General features: G+C 68.1%; 16 protein-coding genes and 1 pseudogene. 5 read left to right on the forward strand and 12 right to left on the reverse strand.

The window, feature by feature from the left end:
* Nucleotides 1-93: 93 nt before the first annotated feature.
* The 3 genes from amt to glnA all read right to left on the reverse strand — a co-directional run bounded on the left by amt (nt 94) and on the right by glnA (nt 3,624).
* Nucleotides 94-1,524 carry an ammonium transporter gene (gene amt / locus O0J73_RS15340; RefSeq protein ID WP_197563704.1) on the reverse strand — a complete coding sequence of 477 codons (1,431 nt, stop codon included), beginning with the start codon at nt 1,522-1,524 and terminating at the stop codon, nt 94-96.
* Nucleotides 1,525-1,546: 22 nt separating this feature from the next.
* On the reverse strand, nt 1,547-1,885 hold the full coding sequence (locus O0J73_RS15345; protein WP_004134334.1) for a P-II family nitrogen regulator: 339 nt from the start codon (nt 1,883-1,885) through the stop codon (nt 1,547-1,549).
* Nucleotides 1,886-2,214: 329 nt separating this feature from the next.
* Nucleotides 2,215-3,624 carry a type I glutamate--ammonia ligase gene (glnA, locus tag O0J73_RS15350; protein WP_004153533.1) on the reverse strand — a complete coding sequence of 470 codons (1,410 nt, stop codon included), beginning with the start codon at nt 3,622-3,624 and terminating at the stop codon, nt 2,215-2,217.
* Between the two features lie 223 nt (nt 3,625-3,847).
* On the opposite strand from glnA, the gene O0J73_RS15355 reads away from it, so the two are divergent.
* The 3 genes from O0J73_RS15355 to O0J73_RS15365 all read left to right on the forward strand — a co-directional run bounded on the left by O0J73_RS15355 (nt 3,848) and on the right by O0J73_RS15365 (nt 6,153).
* Complete coding sequence (locus tag O0J73_RS15355) at nt 3,848-4,642, forward strand: undecaprenyl-diphosphate phosphatase (RefSeq protein ID WP_004153531.1); 795 nt, start codon at nt 3,848-3,850, stop codon at nt 4,640-4,642.
* A 73-nt stretch (nt 4,643-4,715) separates the two neighbouring features.
* Nucleotides 4,716-5,543 (forward strand): META and DUF4377 domain-containing protein, encoded by an 828-nt coding sequence (locus O0J73_RS15360; RefSeq protein WP_308309077.1) that lies wholly within the window; start codon nt 4,716-4,718, stop codon nt 5,541-5,543.
* A 142-nt stretch (nt 5,544-5,685) separates the two neighbouring features.
* Nucleotides 5,686-6,153: an META domain-containing protein gene (locus O0J73_RS15365; protein WP_004153530.1), complete on the forward strand. Its 468-nt coding sequence runs from the start codon at nt 5,686-5,688 to the stop codon at nt 6,151-6,153.
* A gap of 85 nt (nt 6,154-6,238) precedes the next feature.
* On the opposite strand, the pseudogene O0J73_RS15370 reads toward O0J73_RS15365, so the two are convergent.
* The 9 genes and pseudogenes from O0J73_RS15370 to O0J73_RS15410 form a co-directional block, all read right to left on the reverse strand.
* A pseudogene (locus O0J73_RS15370) lies at nt 6,239-6,851 on the reverse strand (YbhB/YbcL family Raf kinase inhibitor-like protein).
* Nucleotides 6,852-6,861: 10 nt separating this feature from the next.
* Nucleotides 6,862-8,931: a tetratricopeptide repeat protein gene (locus tag O0J73_RS15375; protein ID WP_164241557.1), complete on the reverse strand. Its 2,070-nt coding sequence runs from the start codon at nt 8,929-8,931 to the stop codon at nt 6,862-6,864.
* A 56-nt stretch (nt 8,932-8,987) separates the two neighbouring features.
* A complete protein-coding gene (locus tag O0J73_RS15380) occupies nt 8,988-10,022 on the reverse strand; it encodes an alpha/beta fold hydrolase (RefSeq protein ID WP_308309081.1) in 1,035 nt (344 codons plus the stop codon).
* 7 nt (nt 10,023-10,029) lie between these two features.
* Entirely contained in the window at nt 10,030-10,821 is a 792-nt protein-coding gene (locus O0J73_RS15385; RefSeq protein WP_308309082.1) for a lysophospholipid acyltransferase family protein, read from the reverse strand.
* Between the two features lie 120 nt (nt 10,822-10,941).
* A complete protein-coding gene (locus O0J73_RS15390; RefSeq protein WP_004153521.1) occupies nt 10,942-11,376 on the reverse strand; it encodes a hotdog fold thioesterase in 435 nt (144 codons plus the stop codon).
* A gap of 10 nt (nt 11,377-11,386) precedes the next feature.
* On the reverse strand, nt 11,387-13,441 hold the full coding sequence (locus tag O0J73_RS15395; protein ID WP_004153520.1) for a phospholipase D family protein: 2,055 nt from the start codon (nt 13,439-13,441) through the stop codon (nt 11,387-11,389).
* Complete coding sequence (locus tag O0J73_RS15400) at nt 13,438-14,055, reverse strand: YceI family protein (protein ID WP_004153519.1); 618 nt, start codon at nt 14,053-14,055, stop codon at nt 13,438-13,440. Before O0J73_RS15400 ends, O0J73_RS15395 begins: the two co-directional genes overlap by 4 nt.
* 4 nt (nt 14,056-14,059) lie before the next feature.
* Nucleotides 14,060-14,536: a histidine phosphatase family protein gene (locus O0J73_RS15405; protein WP_004153518.1), complete on the reverse strand. Its 477-nt coding sequence runs from the start codon at nt 14,534-14,536 to the stop codon at nt 14,060-14,062.
* A 49-nt stretch (nt 14,537-14,585) separates the two neighbouring features.
* Nucleotides 14,586-15,215: a ParA family protein gene (locus O0J73_RS15410; RefSeq protein ID WP_308309083.1), complete on the reverse strand. Its 630-nt coding sequence runs from the start codon at nt 15,213-15,215 to the stop codon at nt 14,586-14,588.
* Between the two features lie 123 nt (nt 15,216-15,338).
* On the opposite strand from O0J73_RS15410, the gene O0J73_RS15415 reads away from it, so the two are divergent.
* Together O0J73_RS15415 and O0J73_RS15420 are read left to right on the forward strand one after the other, a co-directional pair.
* The gene (locus tag O0J73_RS15415; protein ID WP_040006739.1) at nt 15,339-16,823 is read left to right on the forward strand and encodes an AAA family ATPase; all 1,485 of its coding nucleotides are present in this window, start codon (nt 15,339-15,341) and stop codon (nt 16,821-16,823) included.
* A gap of 205 nt (nt 16,824-17,028) precedes the next feature.
* Nucleotides 17,029-17,322, forward strand: a complete 294-nt coding sequence (locus O0J73_RS15420) for an IS3 family transposase (protein ID WP_006479425.1) — start codon at nt 17,029-17,031, stop codon at nt 17,320-17,322.
* Nucleotides 17,323-17,710 lie beyond the last annotated feature (388 nt).

A 17,710-nucleotide genomic window follows, 5' to 3' on the forward strand; every position in this document is an offset into this window, starting at 1 on the left:
GCCCCCCCCCCCCCACCAGGGCAGGAGCCGTGCCAGGCAAGCCTGGCCCCCACCAAACGCAAAGGCGGCCCCGCAGAGCCGCCCGCCATTACCTCAGGCCTCGTAGGCGGACTCGCCATGCGAAGTGACATCGAGGCCGGTGCGCTCCGCTTCCTCGGTGACACGCAGGCCGACCACGCTGCGCACCACCAGCAGGATCAGCGTGGTCACCACCGCCGACCACAGCACGGTGAGGCCGACGCTGACCACCTGCACCCACACCTGATGGGCAATATCCAGATCAGCCTTGGTGCCGCCCAGCGACTGCGCACTGAACACACCGGTGAGGATGGCACCGACGATGCCGCCGACACCGTGCACGCCGAACACGTCGGCGGTGTCATCCACCTTCAGCAGGCGCTTGAGACCGGTCACGCCCCACACGCAGACCACGCCGGCGACGAAACCGATCACGATCGCGCCAAGCGGACCGACCGTACCGCAGGCAGGGGTGATGCCGACCAGGCCGGCCACCGCACCCGAGGCGGCGCCCAGTGCCGACGGCTTGCCCTTGCCAATGGCTTCCACCAGCGTCCAGCCCAGCACAGCAGCGGCGGTGGCCAGCACGGTGTTGAGGAAGGCCAGCGAGGCCACGGTATCGGCCGCAGCAGCGGAGCCGGCATTGAAGCCGAACCAGCCCACCCACAGCAGCATTGCGCCGATATAGGTGAACGGCACGTTGTGCGGCTTCAATGCGGTCTGGCCATAGCCCAGGCGCTTGCCGACGAACCACGCAGCCACCAGGCCGGCCACGCCGGCATTGATGTGGACCACGGTGCCACCGGCGAAATCGATCGCACCCAGTTCACCGAGGTAGCCACCGCCCCAGACGATGTGCGCCATCGGGATGTAGCTGAGGGTGAACCACAGCGCCGAGAACAGCAGCACCGCGCGGAACTTGATGCGCTCGGCGAAGGCACCGACGATCAGCGCGGTGGTGATGCCGGCGAACGTCGACTGGAAGGCCACGAACAGATAGTCCGGCAGGCCCTTGATCGGCGTGTTGCCGACCGAGTCGGGGGTGAAGCCCTTGAGGAAGGCGAATTCGGTGAACGAACCAAAGAACGGATTGCCGGCACTGAACACCGCGCTGTAGCCATACGCCACCCACAGCAGCAGCACCAGCGAGAACACCACCAGGATCTGGCTGAGCACCGACAGCACATTCTTCGAACGCACCAGGCCGCCATAGAACAGGGCCAGGCCCGGTACCACCATCAACAGCACCAGCAGGGTGGAAGTGAGCATCCACGCGACGTCGCCGCGATCATAGGCGGCAGCCGCTTCGGGCACCGCAGGTGCGGCGGTCGCCGCAGCCGGGTCCTGCAACGACTCAACCGCAACGGTCTCGCTGGGCAGCGGTGACACCTGGGCCTGGGCGTGGGCAGTACCCGGCCATGCCCCGGCGGCCAGCGCGCTGAGCAGCATCAACAGGCACACGATATGGAACCGGGCTTGCCACCCGGTGAGAAGGCGCATCTTCATGGGGGAATCTCCGGAAGGGGGATTACAGCGCGTCGGCACCGATCTCGCCGGTGCGGATACGGATGACCTGTTCGACGGCGGTGACGAAGATCTTGCCGTCACCGATCTTGCCAGTACCTGCCGACGACTGGATCGCCTCGATCACCGCATCGGCACGCTCGTCGGTGACTACGGTTTCGATCTTGATCTTGGGCAGGAAGTCGACGACGTACTCGGCGCCGCGATACAGCTCGGTGTGGCCCTTCTGGCGGCCGAAGCCTTTCACTTCGGTCACGGTGATGCCCGACACGCCTGCATCGGAGAGGGCCTCGCGGACCTCGTCGAGCTTGAACGGCCGGATGATGGCGGAGATCAGTTTCATGCGCATGTCCCGAGGGTGGATGGGGCCAGCGCGCCAGTGCGCGTTGGCATCAGGCAACCACCGGCCATCAGGATGATGGCCGTGGCTGTTGCACCGGACACGTACAGGGCCGGGACGGCCGTGCCTCTCTCCTTGCACGACCGACGCGGGAGGGAGGGCGGCCCTGGTCGCGTATCCGGTCTCTCTTGCCCCTGTTTCAGCGGACTGACAGTCCGCTCTACACCAAAGCGGGCCGGGCCCGCCGCGCGGCGCCCCCCCCCCCCACACCCCAGCCCAGGGGGGGGGGGGGGGGGGGGGCCCCCCCCCCCCCCCCCCCCCGGCGCCGCCGGTCAGCTGGCGTAGTACAGCTGGTACTCCAGCGGGTGGGTGGCCGCGCGGAACTTGGTCACTTCCTGCATCTTCAGCGCGATGTAGCCGTCGATGAAGTCATCGCTCATCACGCCGCCGGCCTTCAGGAACTCACGGTCCTTGTCCAGCGCTTCCAGCGCCTGGTCCAGCGAGGAGCAGACCTGCGGGATCAGCTTCTCTTCTTCCGGCGGCAGGTCGTACAGGTCCTTGTCGCTCGGTGCGCCCGGGTCGATCTGGTTCTTGATGCCGTCCAGGCCGGCCATCATCAGCGCGGTGAAGGTGAGGTAGCCGGACTGGATCGGATCCGGGAAGCGCATTTCGATGCGGCGCGCCTTCGGGTTGGACACCCACGGAATGCGGCACGAGGCCGAACGGTTGCGCGCCGAGTAGGCCAGCATCACCGGGGCTTCGTAGCCCGGCACCAGGCGCTTGTAGCTGTTGGTGCCCGAGTTGGCGAAGGCATTGATGGCCTTGGCGTGCTTGAAGATGCCGCCGATGTACCACAGCGCCAGCTGGCTCAGGCCGCCGTAGCCGTCACCGGAGAACAGGTTGGTGCCGCCCTTGGACAGCGACTGGTGCACGTGCATGCCGCTGCCGTTGTCACCGACGATCGGCTTGGGCATGAAGGTGACGGTCTTGCCGTTGCGGTGCGCGACGTTCTTGATCACGTACTTCATGCGCAGCAGTTCGTCGGCCTTCTGCACCAGGGTGCTGAACTTGGTGCCGATCTCGCACTGGCCGGCGGTGGCCACTTCGTGGTGCTGCACCTCCACTTCGATGCCGACCTGTTCCAGCGTCTTGCACATTTCAGCGCGCAGGTCGTGCAGGGTGTCGGTCGGCGGGACCGGGAAGTAGCCGCCCTTCACGCCCGGGCGGTAGCCGCTGTTGGCGCCGTCATACTTGGCGCCGCTGTTCCACGCCGCTTCTTCCGAGTCGACCTGGAAGAAGGTGTGGCCCATTTCATTGGCGAAGCGGACCGAGTCGAAGATGAAGAATTCCGGCTCCGGGCCGAAGAACGCGGTTTCGGCGATGCCGGAGGACTTCAGGTAGGCCTCGGCGCGCTTGGCGATGCCGCGCGGGCAGCGGCCATACGGCTGCATGGTGGCCGGGTCGAGGATGTCGCAGCTGATCACGATGGTCGGATCGGCGTAGAACGGGTCGACGTAGGCGCTGGCGGTATCCGGCAGCAGCACCATGTCCGACTCGGCGATGCCCTTCCAGCCGGCAATCGAGCTGCCATCGAACATCTTGCCTTCTTCGAACAGCGACGGCTCGACAATGCTGACCGGGAAGGTCACGTGCTGTTCGACACCACGCATGTCGACAAAGCGCAGGTCGACGAACTCGATCTGGTTGTCCTTGATCAGCTTCTCAACGTTTTCCACGGACATCGGTACGACCTCGGATGGGGATGAATGCCTGCTGAGGTACAGCAATGACCGTGCCAACTTTTCAATGATTGCAAGTCATTGATTTTAAAAAGGGCGTCCCGTCGCGGTGCAAAACGCTGCGCACCAAACGGGTGCACCCGCCACCAGACGCACCCGTTTGGTGCAGCGGGGATCGTCTATCCTCTCGACCTTCTTCCTTCCGCCGCGCGTGCACGCACCGTCCATGTCCGACCTGCTCTCCGCCCTGCTGCTGGGCATCCTCGAAGGCCTCACCGAATTCCTGCCGATCTCCAGCACCGGCCATCTGCTCATCGCCCAGCACTGGCTGGGGGCCCGCTCGGACTTCTTCAACATCGTCATCCAGGCCGGCGCGATCGTGGCCGTGGTGCTGGTGTTCCGCCAGCGCCTGCTGCAGCTGGCCACCGGCTTCAACCAGCGCGAGAACCGCGACTATGTGTTCAAGCTGGGCGCCGCCTTCCTGGTCACCGCCGTGGTCGGCCTGGTGGTGCGCAAGGCCGGCTGGTCATTGCCGGAGACGGTCAGCCCGGTGGCCTGGGCCCTGATCATCGGTGGCGTCTGGATGCTGCTGGTGGAGGCCTACACCGCGCGCCTGCCCGACCGCGACCAGGTGACCTGGACGGTGGCGATCGGCGTGGGCCTGGCGCAGGTGGTGGCCGGCGTGTTCCCGGGCACTTCGCGCTCGGCCTCGGCGATCTTCCTGGCCATGCTGCTGGGCCTGAGCCGCCGTGCGGCCGCCGCCGAATTCGTGTTCCTGGTCGGCATTCCCACCATGTTCGCGGCCAGCGCCTACACCTTCCTGGAAATGGCCAAGGACGGAAAGCTGGGCAGCGAGAACTGGACCGACGTGGGCGTGGCGTTCCTTGCCGCAGCCGTCACCGGCTTCGTCGTAGTGAAGTGGCTGATGGGCTACATCAAGTCGCACAGGTTCACCGCCTTCGCCGTTTACCGCATCGCGCTGGGCGCGGCGCTGCTGCTGTGGTTGCCCTCCGGCAGCTGAACAGCGCCGGGGCACGCTGACCCCGTTGCCGGCCCCACCCCGTTTCCCCCACGGTTCCCCAAGGAGAATCACCATGAACCGCAAGCTCACCCTGCTCCTCCCGCTGGCCCTGATGGCCGCCTGCAGCCAGACCCCGGCCCCGGCCGGCACCGGCGGCGACGACGTGGCCCCGGCCGCGGCCAAGGCAGCAGACCAGCAGACGCTGGCGCACCTGGATGCGCAGCGCCTGCAGAGCCAGCACTGGCTGCTGCAGCAGGCCACCGGCGCCGACGGCAAGCGCATCGATGCGCTGTTCGCCCGCGAAGACAAGCCGGTCACCCTGGACTTCGCTGATGGCCGCCTGTCGGTCAGCAACGCCTGCAACCACATGGGCGGCAGCTACAGCCTGGCCGGCGGCAAGCTGACCGTGGGCGCGATGGCGTCGACGATGATGGCCTGCACCGACAAGGCGCTGATGGCGCTGGACGAGGCCGTGTCGAGCCGCCTGCAGGGCGAGCTGAAGGCCGAGCAGGATGCCAATGGCGCGCTGACCCTGACCACCGCCAAGGGCGACGTGCTGGTGTTCAACCCGGAACCGACCGCTGAAACCCGCTACGGCGGCGCCGGCGAAACCGTGTTCCTGGAAGTGGCCGCCAAGACCGAGAAGTGCTCGCACCCGCTGATCCCGGACTACCAGTGCCTGCAGGTGCGTGAGGTGAAGTTCGACGACAAGGGCCTGAAGCAGGGCGAGCCGGGCAAGTTCGAGAATTTCTACGGCAACATCGAGGGCTACACCCACGAAGACGGCGTGCGCAACGTGGTGCGCGTGAAGCGCTACGAAGTGAAGAACCCGCCGGCCGATGCGCCGTCGCAGGCGTACGTGCTGGACATGGTGGTCGAGTCGGCCGTCGAGAAGAAGTAAGACGACAGAAGGGCGGCCGAGAGGCCGCCCTTCTTCATGGTCGGTAGGGCCTGCCGCTGGCCGGCTGCCCTGCGCGGCACCGCCAACACACGGAGGTTGCCGGCCAGCGGCCGGCACTACCCACTTGCATCGGGAGATCGGCATGAAGCACGTCCCCGTCCTCATCATTGCTGGGCTGCTGGCCGTGTCCGCGGATGTGGCCACTGCCCGCACGCCCAGCAACGATCGGCTTGAAGCACATCTGTGGCAACTGGCGCGCGCCACCGACGCGCAGGGCCGGCGCATTGACGCGTTGTTCGTCCCGGGCCACGCGCCCTACACGCTGCGCTTCCAGTCCGGCTTCATGAGCGAGCTGAACCTGTGCAACCACGCCAGCAGCCAGTACCAGCTGCAGGGCAACCACTTGTTCCTGCGCAACAGCGTGCAGACCACGGCCGAGTGCATCGATCCGAAAATGACCACGCAGCAGAAGCGCGCGCGAATGCTGATGCACGGCGGAGGGGCGGCACCGATGCTCGAGCTGGGCGAGCGGGGCACGCTGACGGTGCGCAACGCGCAGGGCGATACCGCGGTGTTCGAACCGGCATCGCCGCAAGCGGATGGAAGGTAGAGCTGGCCGCTGGCCAGCATCTTCCCTGTGTTGCCGCCGTTTCCTGCAGCAGCCGGCCAGCGGCCGGCTCTACCCAATGTGCCGCTCAGCCCAGTGCGGGGTTCAGCGTGTAGGTTCCGTGCAGTGCCGCTTCGGCCAGTACGTGGCCGTGCATGGCCCGATACGCATCGGCAGCGGTGAAGCGTGCCGGCAGCTCCAGCGAGGCCACGTCCAGCGCGAACACGCGGAAGAAGTAGCGGTGCACGCGCTCGTCGTTGAAGGGCGGATAGGGACCGTCGTAGCCCAGGTAATCACCGGCCATGTCCGGATTGCCGGCAAACCAGCCGGTGAAGTCGTTCAGGCCCTGGCGGCTGCCGTCCGGGCCGGCCGGTGCCGGCTTGCCCTTGACCACGAAGCCGTCGCTGCAGCTGCCGGCGGCAATCTCCTGCACCGTGGCCGGGATATCGGCCATCACCCAGTGCACGAAATCGCAGCGCGGCTGGTCACGCGGCACGCTCATGTCGCTGCGGCCGACCGTGTCCGGCACCGGCGGCCCCGACGGGGCCCCGCCCCCCCCCCCGCACGCACCGGGCGCCGGCCGGCGCCCCGCTCCAGGCCAGGTGCGGGTTGCGGTCCGGGGCGAAGCCGTTGGCGTCGCCGGCGGCGAACGCGCGGTCGATGGGCGCGCCGTGGGTCAGGCTGTTGCTGCTCAGCTGCATTGCACTCTCCTCACTCTTCCGGGTAACCCAGGCGCACCGCAACCGGGGTGAGCTGGGCGAAGGCGGCGCTCATCACGTCGCGGTAGTTGCGCCAGTGGCCGGGCGGCAGGCGCGGAGCGCCCAGCTGCGCAGCCGGCGGCATCGGCCGCTCGAACAGGCGGCCCAGCAGTTCGGCCATCGCATGCGGATCATTGCCGATCTGGTCGATGCGCAGCAGCACGTGCGGATACAGGTCTTCCTCGTGCAGCGTGGCGACCTGGGTCAGCGCGCGGGTCAGCCATTCGCTGGCTTCGGCCAGGGAGGTCATCGCCAGCGGTGCGGCGGCACCGTAGGCCACCCAGTCCAGCAGCATGTCGCGCGGATCACGCAGCACCAGCAGCAGGCGCCCCTGCGGCAACTGCGGGCGCAGCGCCCACAGCAGGGCGTTGTCCCACCACAGCAGCCAGTCGATCACGGTGTCGCTCTGCAGGCCACGCGCCGGCAGCTGTTCGCGCCAGCGCTGCACCAGCCGCTCCGGCGTCAGCACACCCGACGCCAGATCCTGCAGCGTGTTGAAGTTCTGGAAGGCGTCATCAGGTGGCGTGTTGGTGTAACGGTCGCTGCGCAGCACCGGGCTGGCGGCGGCCAGGCCGGTCGCCACGCGCTCCACGCCCGAGCCGGGCGCGCCCCACAGGAAGATCGGTGCGGAACTGGCATCGCCATCGATGCTGCCCTTGTCCGGCCAGCTCGGCGGTGCCTTGGCCTGCGGCGGCAGCGGCAAGCGCTGCGGCGCCTGCTCGGCCTGCAGCGACATCCAGGTGCGCAGCGCTTCCTGCGGCTGCCCGGCGCGATCCTGGATCTCGCCCAGCCAGGTCCGCAGGTCGGCACGGTGGGCCTCCGGTGCCTGCTCGATCAGCGCCTGCACGCGCGCGACCGCCGCGGCCGGGTCGCGCTGCAGCAGCCCTTCGACCAGCCGGGTTTCGCCGCTGACGCGGCCCGGTTCCAGGCTGACGATGCGCTCGGCGATCGCCTCGGCCTGCGCGCGCTCGCCCACCATGTCGTGCAGGCGCAGGCGCGCTTCCAGCGCCGGCAGGTGCGCCGGCATCGCCGCCATCCAGCGCTCGACGGCCGCCACTGCGCCTGCGCTGCCCACCTGCTCGATGGCCAGCCGCGCCAGCCACACGTCGTGCAGCTGGTCATGGGCTTCCAGCACTGCATCCAGGCGTGCGCGCGCTTCATCCTCGCGGCCCAGGCGCTGCCACGACATCAGCAGCAGCTGCAGCACCTGGCGGTCTTCCGGCTGGGTGTCCAGCAACGGCAGCAGATGGTCCAGCGCCTGCAGCGGCTGGCTGTTGCGCAGCGCCAGCTCACCGGCCAGGCGACGCATCGCCGGCACGTCCAGCTCCGGCTGCTGCAGGGCGACCTGCACGGCTTCGGCCGCAGCCGGCACGTTGCCCTGGCGCAGCGCCAGCTGCACCACCAGGCCGTGCAACGAGGACAGTGACGGGTTCAGTTCCAGCACGCGGCGGAACGACTGCTCGGCGAATGCCAGCATGTCCTTGCCCAGATACGCGAAGCCCAGTGCGTACAGCACGCGGGTATCGTCCGGCAGCGCCTTGCTGGCGGCCGACAGCAGTGCCAGCGCACGGTCGGCATCGCCACGGCGCAGCGCGACCATGCCGTCGATGGTCAGCAGTTCCGGATGCTCCGGTTCCACGCGCCCGGCCAGGGTCGAGAGGCGCTGGGCTTCGTCGAAGTCGTTGCGGCCGATCGCCAGGTGCGCCTGCATCAGGTAGGCGGAGAAGGCGTTCGGATCCAGGCCGGTGGTACGCAGCAGCGCCTCGTCGGCGCCTTCGAACTGGCGCAGTGCCAGCAGCAGGCCGGCGTGCTGCAGGTGCAGCTGGGCGTCGTCCGGGGCCAGCCGCAGCGCCTGCTGCAATGCCTCCATCGCGGCTTCGGCGTTGCCCTGCTGCTGCAGCGCAAGCGCCAGCCAGCGGTGGGCATCGGCCAGGCCGGGTTCGTCACGGGTCCACGCCTGGGCCAGCTGCACGGCCTGGTCGGCCTGGTTCTGGCGCAACGCTTGGATGATCTGGTCTTGCATGGCAGTCCGCTTCAAGTGCAAACCGGCATTGTAGCGGGCTGCGTGCCGCTGCCGGTTCAGGCCTGCAGGACCCGCTGCAGGCGTTGCGCAACCCAGCGCTCGGAGAAGCCATCGCCCCGCCAGTTCTCGATGAAGCCGCAGTGGCCGCCCCAGCAGGCGGTTTCCAGGTGCGCCTGGCGCGGCAGCTGCCAGTTGTTGAAGGTCGTATACGGAATGACCGGGTCATCCTGTGCCATCAGGATGTCGGCCGGCACCTGCAGCGTGGACAGGCGGTCGCCGGCAATCGAATAGCCGTCGAAGTACGCCTGCAGCGAGCCGAAGCTGGTGTGGCGCTCGACCAGCCAGGCAGTCAGTGCGCGGATGTCCAGCTTCAGCACGCGGTCGTCGCAGTCGCTCAGCTCGGGGAACAGGTCGCGCTTGCGGCGCAGCGAACCGGCCCACTTGCGGCGGAAGTACCAGTCGTACATCGCCGGGCCGTTCTCGATGCTTTCCATGGTCAGTGCCGGGTCCAGCACCGGGCAGACCGAGGCCACGCGCTGCAGCGGCACGCCGGCGGCCGGCGCGCGCAGGGCCAGGCGCAGCACGAAGTTGCCACCCAGCGAGTAGCCGGCCGCCACCAGCGGCAGCTGCGGCCAGCGCTGGGCGATATCGCCCGCGGCATGCACCACTTCGTCGATCAGGTTGGAGTGGAAGATGCCGCGGTTGAGATGATGGGTGTTGCCGTGGTCGCGGAAGTTCAGCCGCACCACGTCGAAGCCCTGTTCCAGCATGCGCGCGGCGGCCATGCGCATGTAGCTGGATTCGGCACTGCCTTCCCAGCCGTGCAGCAGCAACGCCATGCCTTTGGGTTCGCGGCCTTCGACATGGCTGTGCCAGCCCTGCAGGCGCACGCCATCGCCACCATCGAGGATCAGTTCCTCGCTGACCGCACCCGTGGCCGCGAGCAACAGCAGGCCGCGCTGCAGGCGCATGCGGCTGGAGCTGAGCATCGACTGCAGATGCGGGTTGCGCAGCCAGCGAGGCGGCTGGTAGTCAGCCGCATGCAGCGTCGGCGTGCCGGCGTCCAGTACAGGTGGCGGGATCAGGGCCACCGTGCGCTCACCCCGCGCTCATGGCCGCCACGATGCGCGCGCGCGAGGTTTCCGCGATGCGCCGACGGCCTTCCAGGTCCTGCGCACCGATCGGTGCCAGGAAGTGCACTTCCGCACGTCGCGCCGGCTCACCGAGCAGGCGCAGGAAATTGGCGAAGAAGCTCTCGCCGGGGCCGAACGCGACGATGGTCTGTGCGTGGCCCTTCACGCCGTACACCAGTGCCACCGGCTGCACCGGTACGCCGGTCTCGACCGCGGCCTGGAAGATGCGGGCATGGAACGGCCCCACTTCGTGGCCGCCGCGGGTGCGTCCTTCCGGGAACACGCCCACCGCCTTGCCTTCGCGCAGGCGGTCGGCCATCACCTGCATCACCCCACCGAGCGATTCGGTATTGCCGCGCTGGTGGAAAATGGTCTGGCCACGCGCGGCCAGCCAACCGACCAGCGGCCAGCTGGCGATCTCGCGCTTGGCGACGAAGCCCATCATGCGCTGGCTGTGCAGGATGCAGATGTCGACCCAGCTGACGTGGTTGGCGACGAACAGCACCGCGCCGGGCAGCGGCTGGCCGATCTGCGCCAGGCGGAAGCCGAAGATCCACATCAGCCCGCCCTGCCACCAGTTGACCACCTTGGCGCCGAAGGTGGCGTCGCCCACGCGCAGTTCGCCCCACGGCGGCAGCATGCCGATCAGGATGAGCGGCAGGAACACGATGATGTGGACCAACAGCAGCGGTACGCGGTACAGGTAACGGCACACACGCGCCACGCCGCCACGGGGGGCCGGAGTGGGGGAAGTCATCCGCGCACGATACCGGAGGGCCGTCATCGCTGCCAGCCGATTTAGGCCATAACACCGATCGACCGGGGCAATCGGCGGGGAACGCTGGGTTCCGCCGCCGTCAACGCGCCTGCCAGGGGCTCAGCCGTGGCCGGCGGCCACCACCGCCAGGGTCAGCCGCGAGATGCATACCAGGCGGCCCTGCTCGTCCTCGATGCGGATCTCCCACAGCTGGGTGCTGCGGCCCACGTGCAGCGCGCGGGCGGTGCCGGTGACCGTGCCCGAGCGGACCGCACGCACGTGGTTGGCGTTGATCTCCAGGCCCACGCAGATCTGCTTGCCGGTCTCCACGCACAGGTTGCCGGCGCTGCTGCCCAGGGTCTCGGCCAGCACCACCGAGGCGCCGCCGTGCAGGATGCCGTAGGGCTGGCGGGTGCGTTCGTCCACCGGCATGGTGGCCTGCAGCCAGTCCTCGCCGGCCGCACTGAAGACGATGCCCAGGGATTCAATCGCCGTGCTGCGGCTGAGCGCGTTGAGCTGCTCGATGGAAACGGCTTCGCGGAATACCTGGGCCATGCGGGTACCTTCAGAGGATGGGAACGAGGCCGGCGCCGAATGCGGTCAGCATGCGCACCAGCAGCCACTTGGGGCCAACGTTGACTTCGGGGAAGTCGCCGACGGCGACGTAGCAGGTGTGGAACGCCGGGTCCTGCCGTGGCAGCGGCTGCGGGCACTCCGGGCCGGGCTTGAATTCGTAGTCGGTGGCATAGCGCCAGGGCCAGAAATCGAGGATCGGCAGCGCTTCGGACGCCTTGCCGACGCTGTAGTTCAGGCCCGACAGCACCGGCGGCTTGGCCCGTGGCGCCACCGTCCAGGAGTTCTGCGGATGGGTATCGCGCAGGATGCTCTGGGCCAGCTGCTCGGCAAACACCGGGTCATCGATGATCACCGCGCCTTCGGTGTTGTAGTTCTCGCTGCGCGGATCGAAGTTGTGGGTGCCGACCACCCCGATGCGGCGGTCGACCACCAGCGACTTCGCATGCAGGCCCATGCGCGCGCCCTTGCGGGTGACCGGCAGCGGCTTGTTGACCGCCTTGCTGCCGAGGAACGACGGCCGCGTCTCGGTACGCAGCAGGCGCGTCTCCACCTCGCTGCCAGCGGCGCGGCGGCGTTCCCGCGCATTCTGGTAGGCGCTGCCGGTGCGCGGGTGGTTCACCACGGCCTGCTGCTTGCTGGCCGGTAGCGTGCGCCCGGTGCTGCCCCCTCCGGCGTTGCTGCCGGCGGCACTGCCGCCGAGCAACGGATTGCGCCCGCCCTCGTCCTCGCCGTCGGGTGCGGTGATCGGGTCGGGCAGCAGGTTGCGGTAGTCGACCGGTGCATCCAGCGGGAACGGCTTGTATTCGAAGATGTTGAAGCCCAGTTCGCGCATGTTGCGCCGCTTGTACTTGTACGACAGCGCATACACGATCGGGTTGTCGGTGGCGGCCAGGCTGTTGCTGGACACCACCACGCGCGGGGGCTGCGGGCGCTTGCGCAGCTCGCGGAACAGTTTCTGCGCCGGCTTGGACAGCACCAGGTAGGGCGTCTGCAGGATCACTTCCTTCTGCGCGCTGGCAATCAGTGCATCCAGCTGCGGTTCGGTCACGTGCTGGCCGGCCAGCGGCGCGTCGGGCTGCTCGCGGCGGTGCTTGCGCGGCAGGTCGGCCACGTAGCGCACCGAGGCCACCGGCAGCGCGGTATCGACGAAGGAACGGGTGACGAACTCGTTGTCGTTGGCCTCGGCGCTGACCCGCTGCACCCGTTCCGGGCGGCGGAAGGTGGCCGGCGGCAGGGTCGGCACTCCCTCGCGCAGCAGGGTGCGGCCGACGTCGTTCAGGCGTTCGGCCGGCACACTGCGGTGGGCGCGCCAGAACGCATCGAAGTTGGCCGCCATCGCACGTGCTTCCGGGCCGGCGATCAGCACGTCGCGGTCACGGAAGTTGTACTCGCGGTCCCAGTCGTAATAGTCGTCCTGGTAATTGCGGCCGCCGACCACGCCGATCGCATCGTCGATCACCAGCAGCTTGTTGTGCATGCGCTGGTTGAAGCGGCGGAAGCAGCACAGCACGCTGCCGGCGTAGTCGAAGTAGTTCAGCCGGGCCTTGCCAAACGTCGGGTTGTAGACCCGCAGCTGGAAGTTCTGGTGCGCACCGGACAACGCGCCGAGGATCTGCAGGTCGGAGATCGCCGAGAGCTGGTCGATCAGCACCCGCACCTTCACCCCGCGGCGCGATGCGGCCAGCAGCTCGTCGATGACCAGCCGGGCGCTGTCGTCCTTGTCGAAGATGTAGGTCTGCAGGTCGATGCTGCGGGTGGCGCTGCGCAGCAGGTTCAGGCGCGCCACCAGGGCACCTTCGCCTTCATCCAGCAGGGTCGCGTAGTGACGCGGCCGTTCCGGGGTGGATTCGGTGAACGCGCGGCCGGCCAGCGCCCGCAGCGGCGAGTCCTGAGCGCAGCGGTCGGCACGCTGGCAATCGACCACGGCCGAGCGCGCCTGCACGGCGATCGCTTCGGCACGGTCGCGCTCGGCATGCGAGAGCGATGCACAACCGCTGCCCAGCAACACGGTTGCCAGCGCCAGTACACGCAGCAGAAGGTTCACGGTTTCGGCGCCTCGCTCAGGCGCGCACGCAATACGAAGGTCACTCGGTCACTCAAGGCAAGCTGCCAGCTGTCCATGCCATACCGGCCTCGCTGCACGGTACCGCGGCTGACGACGTCGCAATCATAGCCGGGTCGGGCGCACTCCGCCTTCTCGACCTTCAGTTTCTCCGGGTGGCTGATCCCGCGCAGGGTCAGGCGGCCATCAATGTCGCCGCCGTTTTCCACGGTTTCCGGCCAGTACGGCAGCGAGTCGAACTCGACCACCGGATGACGGCCGGCATCGAAGAATTCCTCGCCCCGCATCCAGCCGGTATAGCGCGCCTTGCCCGGGATCTCGACCGAGCGCGTGAACATCTTCAGGTGCACTTGGTGCCGGCCATCGGAAAGGATCTCGATGCGGCCCTCGAAGTGCGGGAACACGCCTTCGATGCGTTGCCCGAACCGGGTGCGCACCTCGAAGCCGATCTGCGAACGCGCGGTATCCAGGCGCAGCATGCGCGGGGCTTCGGCCGCCACCGGCGGCAACGGGGTTGGCGGCGGCACCACGGCCCAGGCCGGGCCCAGTGCCAGCAGCGCGGGCAGCAGCAAGCGGCCGCGCCGCGCCAGGCTCATCGGATCACGGCCACCAGAACGCGTTCAGGCTGGCCACACCCGGTTCGATCGCGGCCTCGCGCGGGAAGCCGAGCACGGCGATGCCGGCCGGCGGCATGCCGCGATAGTCGCTGCTGCTGCCGTCGGTCATCAGGGCCACCAGCTGCTCCAGGCCCGGGTTGTGGCCGACGATCAACACCCGGTCCAGGTCACGACGCTCGTCCACCAGCGCCGCCAGGGTACCTGGAGTGGCTTCGTAGATACGGTCTTCCAGGCGCTTTTCGACATAGCCGATGGCCGTCATCACCGCTTCCAGGGTCTCGCGGGTACGTCGCGACGGCGAGCACAACACGCAGTCCGGCAGCAGGTTGTTTTCTTTCAGCCACTTGCCGGCGGCTTCGGCTTCGGCCAGCCCCACCGGCGACAGCGGCCGGTCGAGGTCGGCCTGGCCGGGGGTGGCCGGTTCGGCATGGGCATGGCGCAGCAGGATCAGTTCACGCATCGCGGGTTTCCATGAAGAAGAGGATGCAGCAGGAAAAGTGACGCCGATATCAAAGCTTCAGCCAGGACAGCAGGGGCTCCCAATCGGCCTGGTGTTCACGCACCTGGGCCGACCGGTAGTCGAACAGGCTGCGGCCGAGGCCGGTCATGACCACATAGCTCTGGCTGTCACGCAGCTGCGCGACCACCGGGTAGGGCCATTCGGCCAGCATCTGCAGGGCCTGCTGCGAAGTCTGGGTCCAGGGCTTGGTACGGTTCAGGACCAGCCCGACCGGCAGCTTGCGGCTGTGCACCCGCGGGCTCTGGGCCAGGCTGTTGAGGAAACCGACGATGGCTTCGATGTCCAGCGCCGAAGGCAGCACCGGCACCACCACCGCGTCGGCAGCGTCAAGGAAATGGGGGATATCGTCGGCCAATGCACCCGCCGGCGCATCGATGATGACGGTTTCGGTGCCGTCGGGCAGCTTCTGCGCCCACTGCTTCTTCCGATGCACATCGATGGGGAGCACCGCGCTTTCCAGCCCGGCACGCCGTTGTGCCCAGCGGGTGCTGGAGCCCTGCGGGTCGGCATCGGCGATCACCGTGGCCTTGCCCTGCAATGCCGCGTACGCGGCCAGGTGGGTGGCGATGGTGGTCTTGCCCACCCCGCCCTTGGAACCGGCCACCAGGATCGTCTTCATGCCAGCCTCGCTTCCGGGTACGTGCCCCGAGCGTACACCGGCGGTGGTGACGGGAGGTAGCGCCGCGCTGAACCTGTGCCGCTTGCCTTTGCTATCGTGGCGCCCCCGAAGGATCGAACCGGCATGAGCGAGCTGCAGGACCTGAGCGCACTGATCCGCGCCAACACCCCCCTGATCGTGATCGAGACCCAGGACGAGGGCCGCATCGTCGAGCTGTTCCGGCAGACGCTGATGCACGTGTGGCGGGCGCTGCACCGCTGGTCGATCACCGAGGGCCTGCGCCGCATCGACTTGGACAGCGAAGACCCGCCGGTCGGCCCCCCCGATGCCAGCGCAGCCCTGCAGATGATCCGCCAGGCGGACCAGCGCGGGGTCTACCTGCTGCTCGATTTCCACCCCTACCTGGGCTATGCCAGCCACCAGCGCGCGCTGCGCGACCTGATCCAGCGCCGCCACAGCGAGCCGCACGTCCTGGTGCTGATCGGTGCGAAGGTGGAACTGCCGGCCGAGCTGGAAGCGCTGGCGGTGCGCTTCAACCCGCGCCTGCCCGATGCCAATGCGCTGTTGAAGATGCTGCGCGAGGAGGCCGACGCCTATGCACGCGAGCACGGCGGACGCCGCGTGGAAGTCGACAGCGAGGCGGTGAAGAAGATCCTGAAGAACCTGCAGGGCCTGAGCCTGGTGGATGCCCGGCGCATCGCGCGCCAGCTGATCTACGCCGACGGCGCGCTGCGCGACGACGACCTGCCGCAGCTGGCACGGCTGAAGTTCGAGCTGCTCAACCGCAGCGGGCACCTGTTCTTCGAGCATGACAGCGCGCGCTTCGGCGACGTGGCCGGGGCCAACCGGCTCAAGCGCTGGATCAACCAGCGGCGGGTGGCGTTCATCGCCGGCTCGGCACCGGCCGGGCTGGACCCGCCGCGCGGCATGCTGCTGCTGGGCGTGCAGGGCTGCGGCAAGTCGATGCTGGCCAAGGCCACCGCCGCCGGTTTCGGCGTGCCGCTGCTGCGCCTGGACGTGGGCGCGCTGTACAACAAATACCACGGCGAGACCGAGGCCAACCTGCGCCAGGCGCTGGCCTCGGCCGAACAGCTGGCACCGTGCGTGCTGTGGATGGACGAGATCGAGAAGGGGCTGGCAACCGGTGGCGAGGACGGCGGCGTGTCGCGCCGCGTGCTTGGCTACCTGCTGACCTGGATGGCCGAGCGCAAGGCGCCGGTGTTCATCGTCGCCACCGCCAACCAGGTGCACGAGCTGCCGGCCGAACTGCTGCGCAAGGGCCGTTTCGACGAAATCTTCTTCGTCGACCTGCCCACCCCGGATGTCCGTGTGGAACTGCTGCGACTGCACCTGGGCCGGCGCCAGCTCAACGCCGATGACTTCGCACTGCCGGCGCTGGCCGCGGCGGCGAACGGTTTTTCCGGTGCCGAGATCGAACAGGCGATCGTGGCCGGCCTGTATGCAGCGCATGCGGAAAGCCGGCCGCTGGATACCGAGCTGCTGATGACCGAGATCCGCGCCACGCGGCCGCTGTCGGTGCTGATGGCCGAACAGGTGGAGGCACTGCGCGCGTGGGCGTCGGGGCGGACGGTTTCCGCGGACGACTGAGGGGTTTCCCGCGAACGGCGCAGCCCCTCGTGGCGGGTTGGCCGTGAACATCAAAAGCCGCGCCTGGCCGGGCGGGGTGGGTTCGCGGGGGACGCCGTGAACCCATCCCTGGGGGCTTGGCCGCGGCATCCATGCCGCGGACTGATCTGGCCCCCCGTCAGCGGACGCCAAGAAGCGATACTTTGATCGCACTTGGAGGTCCCTTATGTCCCGTATCACCCGTCGTAGCTACACCGATGAGTTCAAGCACCAAGCCGTGGAGCTGGCCGAGTCGCTCGGGCCGGCCGCAGCGGCCCGTCAGTTGGAGATGTCGGTCAAGACGCTGGCAAATTGGCTTGACGCGGTCCGTGCTGGCCGGTCGTTGACCTCTGAGGCTCGCAGGCCAGCCACCGACCTGGAAAGCGAGATCAGCCGCCTTCGGGCCGAGAACGCCAATCTGAAGCTGGAGCGGGAAATCCTAAAAAAAGCGGCGGCGTTCTTTGCCAGAGAGTCCAAGTGAGGTACGCCTTCGTCGCCAGTCAAAGGACTCACTACCCGACCAGGTTGTTGTGTCGGGTTCTTGGGGTTTCTGTCTCTGGATTCCATGACTACCTGCACCGGCAGTATGCCCAAACGTGCGATGTCGATTTGGCCCTCCGTACCGAGCTTCGGGCCATTCATGTGACCAGCAGGCGCAGTTATGGGCGACGTCGGCTGGTCAGGGCCTTACGAGCCAGGAATCATCCAGTCGGCCACAAGCGCGTGGCACGGTTAATGGCCGAGGAGCGAATCCAGGGCAAGGCCAAAGGCCGATTCCGACCCAAGTCCTCTGGCGGCTCATCTCAGCTCGCCCCCAACCTGCTGGATCGGCAATTTGCCCCCGGAACCGGACCGACGGCGTGGGTCGG

Origin of the sequence: Stenotrophomonas sp. Sm6012, from assembly GCF_030985895.1 — a bacterium.
Classification (GTDB): domain Bacteria; phylum Pseudomonadota; class Gammaproteobacteria; order Xanthomonadales; family Xanthomonadaceae; genus Stenotrophomonas; species Stenotrophomonas forensis.